The organism is Cnuibacter sp. UC19_7 (assembly GCF_042699995.1).
Taxonomy (GTDB): domain Bacteria; phylum Actinomycetota; class Actinomycetes; order Actinomycetales; family Microbacteriaceae; genus Cnuibacter.
In genome coordinates, this window is record NZ_CP170560.1 from 73,080 (window position 1) to 86,325 (window position 13,246).

The 13,246-nt window shown below is 73.1% G+C and carries 16 protein-coding genes; 6 read left to right on the plus strand and 10 right to left on the minus strand.

Annotation, left to right across the window (positions count from 1 at the left end; genetic code table 11):
- Positions 1 to 76: 76 nt before the first annotated feature.
- From ACFJGV_RS00385 to ACFJGV_RS00400, 4 genes are all read left to right on the plus strand, one after another.
- The gene (locus ACFJGV_RS00385; protein WP_378145965.1) at positions 77 to 1,324 is read left to right on the plus strand and encodes a glycoside hydrolase family 5 protein; all 1,248 of its coding nucleotides are present in this window, start codon (positions 77 to 79) and stop codon (positions 1,322 to 1,324) included.
- A gap of 106 nt (positions 1,325 to 1,430) precedes the next feature.
- A complete protein-coding gene (locus ACFJGV_RS00390; RefSeq protein WP_378145967.1) occupies positions 1,431 to 1,973 on the plus strand; it encodes a hypothetical protein in 543 nt (180 codons plus the stop codon).
- A gap of 526 nt (positions 1,974 to 2,499) precedes the next feature.
- The gene (locus ACFJGV_RS00395) at positions 2,500 to 3,153 is read left to right on the plus strand and encodes a sensor histidine kinase (protein WP_378148595.1); all 654 of its coding nucleotides are present in this window, start codon (positions 2,500 to 2,502) and stop codon (positions 3,151 to 3,153) included.
- Complete coding sequence (locus ACFJGV_RS00400) at positions 3,150 to 3,779, plus strand: response regulator (protein ID WP_378145968.1); 630 nt, start codon at positions 3,150 to 3,152, stop codon at positions 3,777 to 3,779. Before ACFJGV_RS00395 ends, ACFJGV_RS00400 begins: the two co-directional genes overlap by 4 nt.
- 70 nt (positions 3,780 to 3,849) lie before the next feature.
- On the opposite strand, the gene ACFJGV_RS00405 is transcribed toward ACFJGV_RS00400, so the two are convergent.
- The gene (locus ACFJGV_RS00405) at positions 3,850 to 4,992 is read right to left on the minus strand and encodes a geranylgeranyl reductase family protein (protein WP_378145970.1); all 1,143 of its coding nucleotides are present in this window, start codon (positions 4,990 to 4,992) and stop codon (positions 3,850 to 3,852) included.
- A gap of 22 nt (positions 4,993 to 5,014) precedes the next feature.
- Between ACFJGV_RS00405 and ACFJGV_RS00410 the strand changes: the two genes are divergently transcribed.
- Positions 5,015 to 5,875 carry an oxygenase MpaB family protein gene (locus ACFJGV_RS00410; RefSeq protein ID WP_378145972.1) on the plus strand — a complete coding sequence of 287 codons (861 nt, stop codon included), beginning with the start codon at positions 5,015 to 5,017 and terminating at the stop codon, positions 5,873 to 5,875.
- Here the strand turns inward: ACFJGV_RS00410 and ACFJGV_RS00415 are convergent.
- Genes ACFJGV_RS00415 through ACFJGV_RS00430 form a run of 4 tightly spaced genes read right to left on the minus strand, consistent with a single transcriptional unit; the run spans position 5,769 to position 8,478 of the window.
- Positions 5,769 to 6,584 carry an ABC transporter ATP-binding protein gene (locus tag ACFJGV_RS00415; protein WP_378145973.1) on the minus strand — a complete coding sequence of 272 codons (816 nt, stop codon included), beginning with the start codon at positions 6,582 to 6,584 and terminating at the stop codon, positions 5,769 to 5,771. The genes ACFJGV_RS00410 and ACFJGV_RS00415 overlap by 107 nt on opposite strands.
- Positions 6,581 to 6,871: a protealysin inhibitor emfourin gene (locus ACFJGV_RS00420; protein ID WP_378145975.1), complete on the minus strand. Its 291-nt coding sequence runs from the start codon at positions 6,869 to 6,871 to the stop codon at positions 6,581 to 6,583. Before ACFJGV_RS00420 ends, ACFJGV_RS00415 begins: the two co-directional genes overlap by 4 nt.
- Before the next feature lie 4 nt (positions 6,872 to 6,875).
- A complete protein-coding gene (locus tag ACFJGV_RS00425; RefSeq protein WP_378145977.1) occupies positions 6,876 to 7,949 on the minus strand; it encodes a M4 family metallopeptidase in 1,074 nt (357 codons plus the stop codon).
- A 37-nt stretch (positions 7,950 to 7,986) separates the two neighbouring features.
- Positions 7,987 to 8,478: a GNAT family N-acetyltransferase gene (locus tag ACFJGV_RS00430; RefSeq protein WP_378145978.1), complete on the minus strand. Its 492-nt coding sequence runs from the start codon at positions 8,476 to 8,478 to the stop codon at positions 7,987 to 7,989.
- 42 nt (positions 8,479 to 8,520) lie between these two features.
- On the opposite strand from ACFJGV_RS00430, the gene ACFJGV_RS00435 reads away from it, so the two are divergent.
- Positions 8,521 to 8,862, plus strand: a complete 342-nt coding sequence (locus ACFJGV_RS00435) for a YciI family protein (protein WP_378145980.1) — start codon at positions 8,521 to 8,523, stop codon at positions 8,860 to 8,862.
- Between the two features lie 64 nt (positions 8,863 to 8,926).
- On the opposite strand, the gene ACFJGV_RS00440 is transcribed toward ACFJGV_RS00435, so the two are convergent.
- From ACFJGV_RS00440 to ACFJGV_RS00460, 5 genes are all read right to left on the minus strand, one after another.
- Positions 8,927 to 10,111 (minus strand): EAL domain-containing protein, encoded by a 1,185-nt coding sequence (locus tag ACFJGV_RS00440; protein ID WP_378145982.1) that lies wholly within the window; start codon positions 10,109 to 10,111, stop codon positions 8,927 to 8,929.
- 67 nt (positions 10,112 to 10,178) lie between these two features.
- Positions 10,179 to 11,228: a spore photoproduct lyase family protein gene (locus ACFJGV_RS00445; RefSeq protein WP_378148596.1), complete on the minus strand. Its 1,050-nt coding sequence runs from the start codon at positions 11,226 to 11,228 to the stop codon at positions 10,179 to 10,181.
- 76 nt (positions 11,229 to 11,304) lie between these two features.
- Positions 11,305 to 11,646 (minus strand): biopolymer transporter Tol, encoded by a 342-nt coding sequence (locus ACFJGV_RS00450; RefSeq protein WP_378145984.1) that lies wholly within the window; start codon positions 11,644 to 11,646, stop codon positions 11,305 to 11,307.
- 19 nt (positions 11,647 to 11,665) lie between these two features.
- Entirely contained in the window at positions 11,666 to 12,115 is a 450-nt protein-coding gene (locus ACFJGV_RS00455; protein ID WP_378145986.1) for a nitroreductase family deazaflavin-dependent oxidoreductase, read from the minus strand.
- A gap of 43 nt (positions 12,116 to 12,158) precedes the next feature.
- Complete coding sequence (locus ACFJGV_RS00460) at positions 12,159 to 13,199, minus strand: NYN domain-containing protein (protein ID WP_378145988.1); 1,041 nt, start codon at positions 13,197 to 13,199, stop codon at positions 12,159 to 12,161.
- Between the last annotated feature and the right edge of the window lie 47 nt (positions 13,200 to 13,246).

A 13,246-nucleotide genomic window follows, 5' to 3' on the forward strand; every position in this document is an offset into this window, starting at 1 on the left:
CTCGGGGACGCCTCCATTCTGGTGGCGGTGCGGCTCCACCCCTGTGCGGCAGGGCCGAGTGTGCTGGAATGGGAGGGTGACCCGGCGCTCCGCAGCCTCGCGCGTCGGGGGGCTCCTCGTCGCACTCGTCGTGCTGCTCGCGATGCAGGTCGGCGGTGCCCCCGCCCCCGCCACCGCGGCGACCGCCCTCGCTCCCACCGTCGTCCCCGCGGCCGCACCTGTCGGGCCGCTGCACACCTCCGGTTCGACGATCGTCGCCGCGAGCGGCCAGCCGTTCGTGATCAAGGCCGCCTCCTGGTTCGGCATGGAGACCTCGACCTGCTCTCCCCACGGGCTCTGGGCGATCACCCTCGACGAGGGCATGGCGCACCTCGCGTCGATGGGGTTCAACACCGTCCGGGTGCCTTTCTCGAACGAGTGCATCGAGGGCACCGTCACGACCTCGATCGGCCGCGAGCTCAACCCGAGCCTGGTGAACCTCTCGCCCCTGCAGCTGCTGGATGCGGTGGTCGCTGCGGCGGGCAGTCACGGGCTGTCCGTCATCCTCGACCGCCATCGGCCCGACTCGCAGGCCCAGTCCGGGCTCTGGTACACCGACCGCTTCCCCGAGTCGACCTGGATCGCGGACTGGCAGATGCTCGCCGCGCGCTACGCGGGAAACCCGACCGTGATCGGGGCCGATCTCCACAACGAGCCCCACGACGACGCCTGCTGGGCCTGCGGAGATCCGGCCGTCGACTGGCGGGCGGCGGCCGAGCGCGGCGGCGACGCCGTGCTCGCGGCGAACCCCGACCTCCTCATCATCGTGGAGGGGGTCGCGCGCTCCGAATCGGGCGATTACACCTGGTGGGGCGGCTCGCTCGCCGACGCGAGCGACGACCCGGTGCGCCTCGACGTGCCGCACCGCGTGGTGTACTCGCCCCACGAGTACCCGGCGTCGGTGTATCCGCAGCCGTGGTTCTCGGATCCGGACTACCCGGCCAACCTGCCCGGGGTCTGGAACTCGAGCTGGGGCTACCTGGTCGAGGACGGCATCGCGCCGGTCTTCGTCGGCGAGTTCGGCACCGGCTACACCACCGCGAGCGACCAGCAGTGGCTCTCCGCCTTCGTCCAGTACCTCGCGGGCACGGGCACCAGCTTCGGCTACTGGTCGTTCAACCCCGACAGCGGCGACACCGGGGGGCTCGTGGCCGACGACTGGAGGACTCCCGAGGCGGCGAAGCTCGCCGCGCTGGAGCCGCTCCTCGGCCCCTACGCGCCGCCCGTCCCGCGGGGCAGCATCCACGGGGCGGTGGTCCTCCGCACCATCCGCGGGCACGTCTGACGCGGCTCCCCGCCCGGATCCCCGCGCGACGATCTCCACCCTCACCCCACCCGGTCTCCACCCTGGGGTGGTGGGCCGCGGGCCGCCCGGCCGCGATCGTGGAGACATGATCCCGCAGAACCTCGTCAGCATCATCCTCGTCGTCGCCGCCCTCGTGTGGTTCAGCGTCAAGCAGACCACGTGGTCGCCGGTGAGCCCGGACCGTCTGTTCCGGGGTCCGCTGATCCTCGGCATCATCGGCGCGGTCATGGTCGTCTCGAACGGGCAGGCCGCCGCCTTCGACGCGACCGACATCGCGCTGCTGCTGCTCGAGCTGGTCGCGGGGGCGGTCGTCGGCGCGGTCATCGGGCTCGTCGCCCACCTCCGCCCGCTCTCGGCCGAGGGCCGACGCAGCTGGGAGGCGCGCAACACCCGCCGGCCCGGCGCCGTCGAGCCGCGGTTCGAGGCGAGGAACGGCTGGCTCGGGCTCACGCTCTGGCTCGCGTTGATCGCGGCGCGCATCGGCTTCACGTTCTGGGAGTCGTCGATGGGCGGCCACCTCGCGCAGGCCGGGGGCGTGATCCTGCTGCTGCTCGCCGCCAACCGGGCGGTGCGCTCCGCCGTCATCCTGTGGCGCGCTCCTCGAGTGCTGAGCGCGACTCGGGCATGATGCAGGAGTGAGCATCGCGGTCCCTCTCCCCGGCGGCGGCAGGAGCCCTCTCTCGAGGGTGCTGTCGCTCGTGGGCGTCGCGGCGGTGACGGTGGTCGTGGTCGTCCGCGCGCCCGCGACCCCGGCCTGGGCGCTGGTGGCCGCCGGCCTGGGGCTGGCTGGATGGGCGCTGCTCGCGCTGCTCCCGGCCCGCAGTCCGAGGGCTGCCCGTCGTGTCGCGCTCGCGGTCATGATCGTGGCCGGTGCGCTCGCCACCGTCCCGACCCAGGTCGTGGGCGCCGTGCCGCTCGTCGTGGGGCTGGTGGGGATCGTCGCCGACGTCGCGCTGCCGTGGTGGGCGGGCTTCCTGGCGGGACTCGTGGCGGCGACGCTCCTGGCCGGGATCACGCTCGTGGAGACCCCGCCGCCCGGGGTGATCGTGGGCGGCATCGCCTGCATCGTCCTCGGTCTGCTCATCGGCGTCACCCGTCGGCAGCAGGTCGACGCGCGGGTCGTGGAGGCGAGGCTCGCCGCCGAGCGCCTGGCGGTGCAGACGGAGCGGACGCGGTCGGCTGCGCTCGACGAGCGGGCCAGGATCGCGCGCGACCTCCACGACACCCTCGCCCATTCTCTCGGCGCGCTCGTCGTGCAGCTCGACGCCGTCGAGGCGCTCGCCGAGGCCGGGCGCACCGACGAGGTGCTCGCCCGTGCCCGATCCGCTCGCGCGCTCGCCGCAGAGGGGCTCGTCGAGGCGCGGCGAGCCGTGCAGACCCTGCGCGACGACACGGGTGAGCCCGTCGACGGTCGGGCGGTGGAGCAGCTGCTCGGCGACCTGGTCGAGGGTGAGCGCGCGCTCGGGACGGTCGTGTCGGCGAGGCTCGAGAGCGGGGGCGCGCGCCTCGAGCCCGCCGTGGCCGAGGTGCTGCGCCGCGCAGCGCAGGAGGCGCTCACCAATGCGAGGAAGCACGCCCCGGGTCGTCCTGTCGCCGTCACCCTCTCGCGGAGCGCCGCCGTCCTCGTCCTCGAGGTGTCGAATCCGCTGGCCGGTCCAGGCGATCCCGTCCGCGCGCTCGCGGGCACGGGCACGGGCGCGGGGATCGCGGGCATGCGCGAACGGGTCGCCGCTCTTCCCGGCTCGACCCTGCAGGTGGGCGCGGCCGACGGGCGGTTCCTCGTGAGGGTGGAGGTGCCGGTCTCGTGATCCGGATCGTCGTGGTCGACGACCAGGCCATCGTCCGCGACGGCCTGGTCACCGTGCTCGGGCTCATCGACGGGTTCGAGGTCGTGGGCGAGGCGGAGGACGGCGTCGCCGCTCTCGACCTGATCGGGCGGACGCTGCCCGACGTGGTGCTCATGGACCTGCGGATGCCGCGGCTCGACGGCGTCGCAGCGACCGAGCGTGTCGCGCGCGAGCATCCGGAGACCGCGGTCCTCGTGCTCACCACCTTCGCCGACGGCGACTCGGTGCAGGGAGCGCTGCGCGCCGGCGCTCGCGGGTACCTCACGAAGGACGCCGGACGCGAGCAGCTCGAGGCCGCGGTGCGGGCGGTCGCCTCGGGCCAGACGACGCTGTCGCCCCAGGTCCGCGAGGCGGTGCTCGGCTCTGCCCCCGTCGCGCGCGACCTCCGTCTGCGCGAGCGCTTCCCGAGCCTCACCGAACGGGAGGCCGAGGTGCTCGCGCTCATCGCCGAGGGGCGCACGAACGGCGAGATCGCCGCGCAGCTCTACCTCGGCGTGGCGACGGTGAAGAGCCACGTGAACGCCGTCTTCGCGAAGCTGCACGTCGAGAGCCGTGCACAGGCGGTGGCCGCGGCGCTGCATCGCTGAGCGCAGCGCGCGCCCGGGCCCAGCGGTGTGCGTGTCCGGGAGGTGGGCGTGGGTGCCCGCCCCCGGGCGGTCAGCGGCTGAGCACCTTCAGCACGCGCATCGCCCACCGTCGCCGGCCGATGGACGCCAGGCTCGCCTCACCGGCGCAGAAGCGCACGAAGAAGCGTCCGCCCCATCCGGTGTGCGAGATGATCCAGTGGATGAGCGCCGGCCGCCGCTCGAAGAGCTCCAGGAGGACCGCCCCGCCCCGCTGCTCGGGCTCGAGCACTCGGTCCACACGTTCGACGTAGTCGTCGAGTGCGTCCGGTCCGGTCTGCGCGGCCTGGGCGGCCGCCTCGCCCGCCCAGCGGCCTGAGCGCAGCGCGTAGGAGATTCCCTCCCGCGTCCACGGCTCGAGGAGCCCCGCGGTGTCGCCGGCGACGACGACCCTGCCGCGGACGACGGGGGAGCCCGCCTCCCGCCACTGCGTCAGGTGCCCCGACGAGTGGGCGGTGGGGGCGTCGGTCAGCCCGAGGTGCTGCTTCCAGCGCGCCAGGTACTCCCGTGTCTCCTCGGGCGCGCCCCGGCGTGCGATGACGCCGACCGCCAACCGGTCGCCCTTGGGAAAGAGCCACGCGTACGACCCGGGCTGCTCGCCCCAGTCGAGCAGCACCGCCTCGGGATCGCCGTCCCATCCGGCCGGCGTCTCGACGTCGTCCTCGAGCCCCAGATCGACCTCGCCCAGCCTCACGCCGACGTGGCGTCCGATCCGTCCGCCGGCCCCATCGCATCCGACGACGATGCGGGCGACGAGCGTGTCATCCGCCGTGCGCAGCGTCACCGTGCCGTCGCCCCGGTCGACGACCTCCCTCACACTGACCCCCGCACGGAACTCGGCCCCGGCCGAGACGGCGGCCGCGAGCAGGGCGGCGTCGAACGGCTCCCGATGCGTCATCCCGAGGAACGGGTCCGCCCGTTCCAGGACGGCGACCGAGCCGCGGTGCCGCGTGAAGGTCGCGCGGCGGATGTGCGTCTGCACCGTGTGCGCCGCCTCGGCGGGCACCTCGCGGCGCGAGACGCCGAGCAGCCCGCCGCCGCACGTCTTGTAGCGGGGGAAGCCGGAGCGGTCGACGATGAGCACCCGGGAGCCGGCCGTCGCCGCGGCGCGGGCGGCCGACGAGCCCGCCGGGCCGGCGCCGACGACGATGACGTCCCAGGGCCGGTCGGAGTCCATGAGCACAGGCTATAGTCCCGGCATGCGCTCGCTCGCCGACATCGCACCGGAGGGCATCCTGCTCGCGGGGGCGGGCAGGGCGATCCTCCTGCAGATCGCCGACCCGGCTGTCGGGCACGGTGTGGCGGCGCACTCGCAGTTCGTCGCGCATCCGATGCGACGGCTCACCGCGACCCTCACGTACATCTACGCGCTGTCGAACGGCGACGCCGACGACATCGCCGCGGTCCGTCGTGCGGTGAACCGCGCCCACGGCCTGGTTCGGAGCGCGCCGGGGGAGCGGCCCGCCTACAACGCGTTCGACCCCGAGGCGCAGCTGTGGGTCACGGCGACCCTCTACGACAGCGCCGTCTCGCTCTGGGAGAGGATCTTCGGCCCGCTCGACGAGACGGAGGCGGAGCGCGTGTACCAGCAGTACGCCGTGCTGGGCACGACGCTGCAGATGCCCGACGGGCTCTGGCCGGCCACCCGGGCCGACTTCGCCGAGTACTGGGCCGGCCGGTTGGAGCAGCTCGAGGTCGACCGCGACGTGAGGCGTGTGTCGGATGCACTGCTCACCGCCAGGAACGCCCCCGCGCCCGTGCGCGCGGCGATGCCCCTCATGCGGTTCGTCACCGCGGGGCTGCTGCCGGACCGCCTGCGCGAACCCTTCGGCTTCCGCTGGACCGACGAGCGTCAGCGACGGTTCGACCGCCTCCTCGATGGGATCGCGCCCGTCTACCGGGCGCTGCCCACCGCCGCGCGCCAGCTGCCGGAGAGGCGCTACCTCGCCGCGCTCAGACGCGACCGCGAATGGCGGCCCGGTCGCGCCGGCCGAGCGACCGCGCCGACCAGCGCCCCTCCCGGCGCTCGATCGCGATCGGATGCTCGAACGCCTCGCTGACCAGCTCGGTGGTGAGCACCGCGTCGGCCGGGCCCTGCGCCAGGACGCGCCCCTGCGCGAGGAGCGCCGCGTGGCTCGTCGTGACCGGCAGCTCCTCGAGGTGGTGGGTGACGAGCATCGAGGCGATCTGCGGGTGGGCGTCGCGCACCTCATCGAGCGTCTCGAGCAGGTTCTCGCGGGCGGCCACGTCGAGACCGGTCGACGGCTCGTCGAGCAGCAGGAGCTTCGGGTCGCTCATCAGCGCGCGGGCGATGAGAGTACGGCCGCGCTCGCCCTGCGAGAGGGTGGTCCACGGCTCGTCGGCCTTGCCCGCGAGGCCCAGCAGGTCGATGAGGTCGGCGGCCTTCGCCAGCTCGGCGGCGCTGGGCTCCCAGCGCATCACCGACTCGATGGTGCCCGTCACCCCGGTGAGCACGACCTCGCGGATGTGCAGTCCGGAGCCCAGCGGATGGCGAGGATCGACGTGGCCGATGTCGCGGCGGAGCGCCTGCAGCTCGACCCGGCCGAGCTGCCGCCCGAGCACGTGGACGGTGCCGCTGGTGGGGTGCTGGCGTGCGCCGCAGAGGCTCAGCAGGGTGCTCTTGCCCGCGCCGTTCGGGCCGATGAGAGCCCAGTGCTGGCCGGCCTCGACGGTGAGGTCGAGACCGTGCAGGATCGTCTTGCCCTGCCGCACGAAGCGGACGTCGTCGAGTCGCAGCACCTCGGTCATGCGGATTCCTGCCTCACGCGGCTCACGAGGTCTTTCCACGGGCCGGTCAGCCGGGTCTCGGCGACGGTCGCGTCGCGTTCCGCCGTCGCCTCCGCACCGACGTCGACCCGGATCGCGTAGACGTAGCGGTCGCTGCCGCCCGCGGCGGCGACCGCGTCGCCGGCATCCCACGGGCACGACTCGACGAGGGGCCACCAGATCGCGACGGACGAGCCGTCCGTCGCCGACACGGTCCATGTGCGGGTGAGGCCCGCCACACCGCCCGATCGCCGGACGGTGATCGTCAAAGACTCAGGAACGCTCATCCACGCCGACACCCACCTTCTCCCACGATCCTCGCACAGCTCGCGTCGCGGCGGAGCCCGCGCCGAAGCGGGCCGTCGCCGCCCGGACGGTGGCCTCGGCGAAGTCACGGAAGGTCGCCGTGGGTGGGAGCCCGCCCCGCGTCGCGGTGTCGTACCAGACCACCCCGGCCGTCTCCCACGACCGGCCGCCGAGCTCGACGGCTGCGAGCGCGAACGCGCGGTTGGGGATGCCGGAGTTCAGGTGCACGCCGCCGTTGTCGTCGGTGGTCTCGACGTAGTGCGCCATGTCGGCGGGCTGCGGGTCGCGGCCGAGCACGTCGTCGTCGTACGCCGTGCCCGGCTCGAGCATCGAGCGCAGGGCACGGCCCTGCACCGCGGGTGTGAAGAGGCCCTCGCCGATCAGCCACGAGGCCTGCGCCGCGGTCTGGCCGAGGGCATGTTGCTCGACCATCGCGCCCATCACGTCGGAGAACGACTCGTTCAGCGCGCCCGACTGGCCCTGGTACTCCAGCCCCGACGTGAACTGGGTCACCCCGTGGGCGAGTTCGTGCCCGATCACCGACAGCGACGCGGTGAAGCGCCCGAACACCTCGCCGTCGCCGTCGCCGAAGACCATGCGCGAGCCGTCCCAGAAGGCGTTGTCGTAGTCGTCGCCGTAGTGCACCGTGGCGTCGAGGGGGAGGCCCTCGCCGTCGATCGACGAGCGGCTGAACGCGTCGAGGAGGAAGGCGTGCGTGGCGCCGAGGCCGTCGTACGCCTCGTCGACGGCGATGTCACCGGTCGGGGGCTGCCCCTCGCGGCGCACGACGGTGCCGGGCAACCGTTCGGATCCGCGGGCATCGGCGATCGTGCGCCGCGGTCGGGATGACCCGGGCGGCGTGGACGCGGCCGCCGCCTCGGGACTCGGCGACGACAGGAGCGTGCTCCGGCGGCGTTCGTCGTGCAGCGGCGGCAGCTCGGCGAGCGCCCTCCGCGCGGCGACGACGGCGCGGTCGAGACCGGCGTCGTCGGCACGGGCGAGACGGGCCAGCAGGTACGGCGGGACGATGTGGCGGCGCATGTCGCGACTCTACGTCGCCCTCACGACATCGCCGCGATCAGCGGGCTCCGCCGGCGCGGACGAGGCAGACGAGAGCGGGCCGGGCATCCCACGACGGCACCTCGGCGAACCCGAGCCGCCGGTAGACGGCCAGCGCCGGAGCCCGCCACTCCCACACCGAGAGCCGGACGTCGCCGTCGGCACCGGCCACGACGGCCGAGAGCAGCGCCTCGGCGATCCGCTGCCCGCGGTGACCGGGATCGACCCACAGCCGCTTGATCTCGGTGCCCTCGGGGACGGACCTCGACACCACCACCCCCACGGCACGGTCGTCGTCGACCGCGAGGAGGACGTCATCCGCGTCGAAGGCGCGCGCGGGGTCCGTCACCTCGGCGGCGTAGCGCGGAGGGAGCGCGCCGTCGAAGTCGACCGGTTCGGCCAGCCCGCGCTCCGCCTTCTCCTGCTCCGTCTGGCGGAGGTACGCCTCGACGAGCGCGCCCACCGCCGCGGCGTCGCCCCCCGCGAGGTCGGCGGAGCGGATGCGGATCACCCGACCAGCCTAGGTGTCGGGGCCGCGCGTTACGCTCGGGGCATGCGCTACCTCATCGCCATGTACGCCTCGCCGCGGGTGCCCGCGCCCACCGACCGGCCGGACGCCGAATGGATGCGGGCGATGATCGCGTTCATGAAGCAGATCGACGTCGACCTGCGCGAGTCGGGCGAGCTCGTCGCCGACGCGGGGTTCGACCGACCGGGGTTCACCGTCACCGCCGATGCCGTGACCTCCGAGCCACTGGCGGACGGATCGCCGCTCATCGGGTTCTGGCTCGTCGATGTGGCGTCCGAGGAGCGCGCCGTCGAGATCGGGCGATCGATCGCCCACTGGTCGGGCGCCGTCGAGATCCGCCCCGTGGGGGCACCGCCCGAGCTCTGAGCGGGACAGGGTCAATTCAGCCCGCATCCGGCCCTGACGAGACCCGGCACAGCCCGCATCCGGATCAGGCGCGATCGGCGAGCAGGCTCCGCGCGGCCTCGACGACGAGAGCTCGCTCGTGGGTGAGCGCGAACCGGTAGTCGCCCTTCTCGTGGTGCGCCGGGTCGCTCTCGCGGGCGACGAGGGCGGCGGCGAAGTCGGCGGTCAGCACGACGATGTCCCACTCGTCGACGAGCGGATCGCCGTCGACGATGTCGTGCACCCGGGAGCCCGTCGCCAGGAGCGCCGGGGAGACGCCGCGCGCATAGACGATGACGAGGCCGCACTCGGCGGCGAGGTCGGTGTAGCGCTCCAGGGTCGACGGGCTGATGTTCGACGACTCCTGGAACGTTGCGAGCACTACGGCGGAGTCGCCCGAGGTGCGGGCACGAGCCTCGAGGAACACGCTCATCTGCACGAGCAGCTCGCGGTTCGACGGCTTCGTCTCGACCCGTGCACTCACCACCTCGTAGGGCGTGCGGGCCAGCGGCGCACTCGTCACGTGCGACGACCGCAGCGGGATGCCCGACAGCCTGCCCGCGTCGGGGACGTCCCGCATCGCGGCGCTGTACAGCCAGCCCTGCCCGTGGGTGGCGCCGAGCGCCCGCGCGGTCACGAGATGCTCGTCGGTCTCGATGCCCTCCGCGATCACGACGACGTCGCGACCGGCGAGATGCGCATCCAGGGCGCCCATGATCCGCGCGAGGTCGGCGCTGGGGCGGTCCTGAACGAGCCGCATGTCGAGCTTCACGATGTCGGGGTCGAGCAGGGGCAGCAGCGCGAGCGACGCGGCGTGGGCGCCGAGGTCGTCGACGGCGATGGCGTGTCCCGCGGCCCGGGCGGCGTCGGCCATCGCGAGCAGTTCGCCCGGACGGGCCAGGAGCGCACGCTCGGTCAGCTCGATGACGACCGGCTGTTCCGGCGGCATCCGCAGCATGAGCCCGGCCTCGAACGACGCGGGCTCGATGTTGATGAGCAGCGAGTGCGGCCGCCGGAACCCCTGCTCGCGGGCGGTGGCCAGGCTGGTGGCCCAGCACTCCGCGTCGAGCTCGAGGAGGTCGCCGCCGGATCGCGCCTCATCGAAGAAGCGGTGCGGCGGGATGAAGAAGTCGCCGCTCTGCATCCGGCTCAGCGCCTCGTACGCCACCGGTTCGCCCGTCGACAGGTCGACGACGGGCTGGAAGACCGTGGAGAGGGTCGCGTCGAGCATCCTCAGATCATGGCACGTCGGGATGACGCTGCCCGGTACCGCACGCGCATCCGTCCGACCTCGCCGCTCAGAACGCGTAGCGGATGGTGCAGGCGGGCAGCTCGCGTGCCACGATCGCGCGCAGCTCGGCCACGGCGGCCGCCTTCAGCGCCCGCTCGTACCGCACGTTGACGGCGCCGTTCTCGGAGACCTTCGTCTCCTGCCGCTCGGGCGTCCAGAGGAGGTCCTCCGCCCGCGGGTGCCACCGGAGGTTCACGTCGTGCAGGGCGGCGTTGTGGGTGAGGAGGATGACCTCGGCCTTCAGCTGGGCCTTCGCGGCCGGGCCGATCGTGTCGTCGATCTCCCTGAGCAGCTGGGTCCAGTCCTCTCGCCAGGTGGGGGTGAGGATGACGGGGGAGAGGTTGAGATGCACCTCGTAACCCGCCTCGACGAAGTCGTCGATCGCGGCGAGGCGCTCGCGGATGCTCGACGTGCGGATGTCGGTGACCTTCGCCGTCTCCTCCGGCATCACGGAGAAGCGGATGCGCACCCGGCCGAGCGGATCCCAGTCGAGGAGGTCGCGGTTGACGTGCTTCGTGGCGAACGACGCCTTCGCCGTCGGGCTCATCCGGAAGAGGTCGCAGAGGTCGCGGACGTTGTCGCTCACCCGCGCGTCGACGGAGCAGTCGCTGTTCTCGCCGATGTCGTACACCCACGACTCGTCGTCGCACTGGTTCGGTTCGCGCTTCGGACCCTGCTTGTTGATGTGCCGAGCCACGTGCCGGGTGATCTGCTCGATGTTGGCGAAGACCGTGATCGGGTTGCTGTACCCCTTCCGGCGGGGCACGTAGCAGTAGGCGCAGGCCATCGCACAGCCGTGGGCCGTGGACGGCGCGATGAAGTCGGCGGAGCGGCCGTTCGGCCGCGTGACGAGGCTCTTCTTCACCCCGAGGACGAGTGCCTCGGTCTTGATGCGCACCCAGCGCGACGCGTTCGCCTCGTCGCCGTGGAGCTCGGGGATCTGCCAGTGCGACGCGACCGGCACGATCGTCGCCTCCGGCCAGCGCGCGACGATCTCCTGCCCGCGGGGGAGCGCGAGTGCGGCCTCCTCGGCGTAGATGCGGCGCACCTCGAGCAGCGGGCGCGGCGGGCGAGCGGCGACGGGTCGTGGGGCGACGGGACGTGGGGCGTGGAAGGGTCGCACGGGGGCGACGCTACGCTCCACCCCCGACATCGCCCGCGCCGCTGCTGGTCGTGCCCTCGATCTCGTCGAGCTCGTCGAGCGCCTCCCGGGCACGGCGCAGGCGATCCGCCTCCGGCTCGTCCCACCAGGCCGGGCCGCGCTCGCCGAGCCCGTGCTTCGCCAGGCCCACCCGGTGTCGGGCGGCGGCCACCGCGTCCGTATCGCCCCGGCGAGACGCGATGCCGACGGCCGACCTCGCGCGCCCGAGATGCGACTTCAACGCATCGACGACCTCGGTGGGCAGGAGCGGATCGGTGCGCCGCCAGCGGCGCCCGTCGACCACGAGCCACCGCTCGTCGTCGGAGTCGGGCATCAGCAGGCGGCAGGGGGCGCTAGGACGCGGCGGTGTCGGTGCGCGTGAGCACGAAGACGGGGATCTCGCGGTCGGTGCGGACCTGGTAGTCGGCGTAGTCGGGGTACGCGGCGACGGCGCGCTCCCACCACACCGCCTTCTCGTCGCCGGTGACCTCGCGGGCGAGGTAGTCGTGGCGCTCGGCGCCGTCCTGCAGCTCGACGTGCGGGTTCGCGACGATGTTGTAGTACCAGACCGGGTTCTTCGGCGCGCCGCCGAGCGACGCGACCGCGGCGTACTCGCCGTCGTGCTCCACGCGCATGAGGGGCGTCTTGCGCAGCTTGCCCGATCGGGCGCCGACGGTGGTCAGCACGATCACGGGCATCCCACGCAGGTCGGTGGCCTTCGTGCCACCCGAGGCCTCGTACTCCTCGGCCTGCCTGCGGGCCCAGTCGCTCGTTCCGGGTGCGTACTCTCCAGTCAGTGGCATGACTCGATGCTAGGCGCTCCCGGCGACACTCCGCTGAAGGAGGTCAGCGCTTTCGCCCACCGCGCGCAGGCTGCTCGGGACGCAGGCGGATGAGCCGCTGCGGGCCGTCCTCGTCGAGCTCGGCGACGTCGTCGCGCGAGGTGAGGAAGTCGGTGAACGAGCGGTAGCCGAGCGGCTTCTCGTTGAACGACGGGTCCATCCGTCGCATCTGGTTCTTCACCGCGCCGGTGTTGAGCCACTCGTCGGCGTCGCCCTTGGCGTGCCCGATCTGCAGCGCGCGCACGAGCAGCTCGGTCGCGACGGTCTGCGGGTCCACGTCGTCGGCGGGCTCCGGCTCGTCGTCGGCGGCGTCCTCGGCATGCGAGAAGAGGGGGACGGCGGGCGCCTTGCGCTTGCCGGCGGACTTCGCACGGGACGAGTCGCTCGACTCCTTGTCCGCGTCGGTGTCGCCCCCGCCCTGCTCGTCACGACGGGCCGCGCTGGCGGCCGCTGTGGTCGCCGCCACCTTCTCGACGCCGGGGAGGGAGTCGTAGTCCTCGAACTCGTCGACCGCGGCGGCGAGCGACGTGCTGGTCGACCCCGCCACCCCGATGCCCACGACGAAGCGGCCGAGGCGCTTCGTCTTCTGGGCCAGGGCGATGTAGTCGGAGTCGCCGGCGACGATGATGACGTGGGTGAGGTCGGGCAGCCGGAAGAGGTCCTCCACGACGTCGACCGCGAGGCGGATGTCGGCCCCGTTCTTCGTGCCGCGGGTGGTGGTCGTGAACAGCTGCGTGAGGTCGACCGCGCGCGACATCAGCTGGCGCTGGTAGCTCGAGTTGACCGACGCGGACCAGTCGGCGTACGCCCGGTTGACGACGATGGTGCCGAACGAGGCGGCGAAGTCGATGATGGCGCTGAAGTCGACGGTCGCCGCCCGCACACGCGCCGCCACGTCCTTGTCGGCGTTCGGGTCGGAGGCGCGGAAGTCGCGGACCCCGTCGCGCTGGAACGCATTGCGCCCGTGGAGCTGCTGATACCGCGAGATGACGATGTTGTCGAAGTCGATGTAGAGCCCCACACGGGCGTCGGTCGGTTCGGTCATCGTGCGCTCCTCGCCGGCGTCGGATGCGCCGTGTCGTCCGTTCCAGT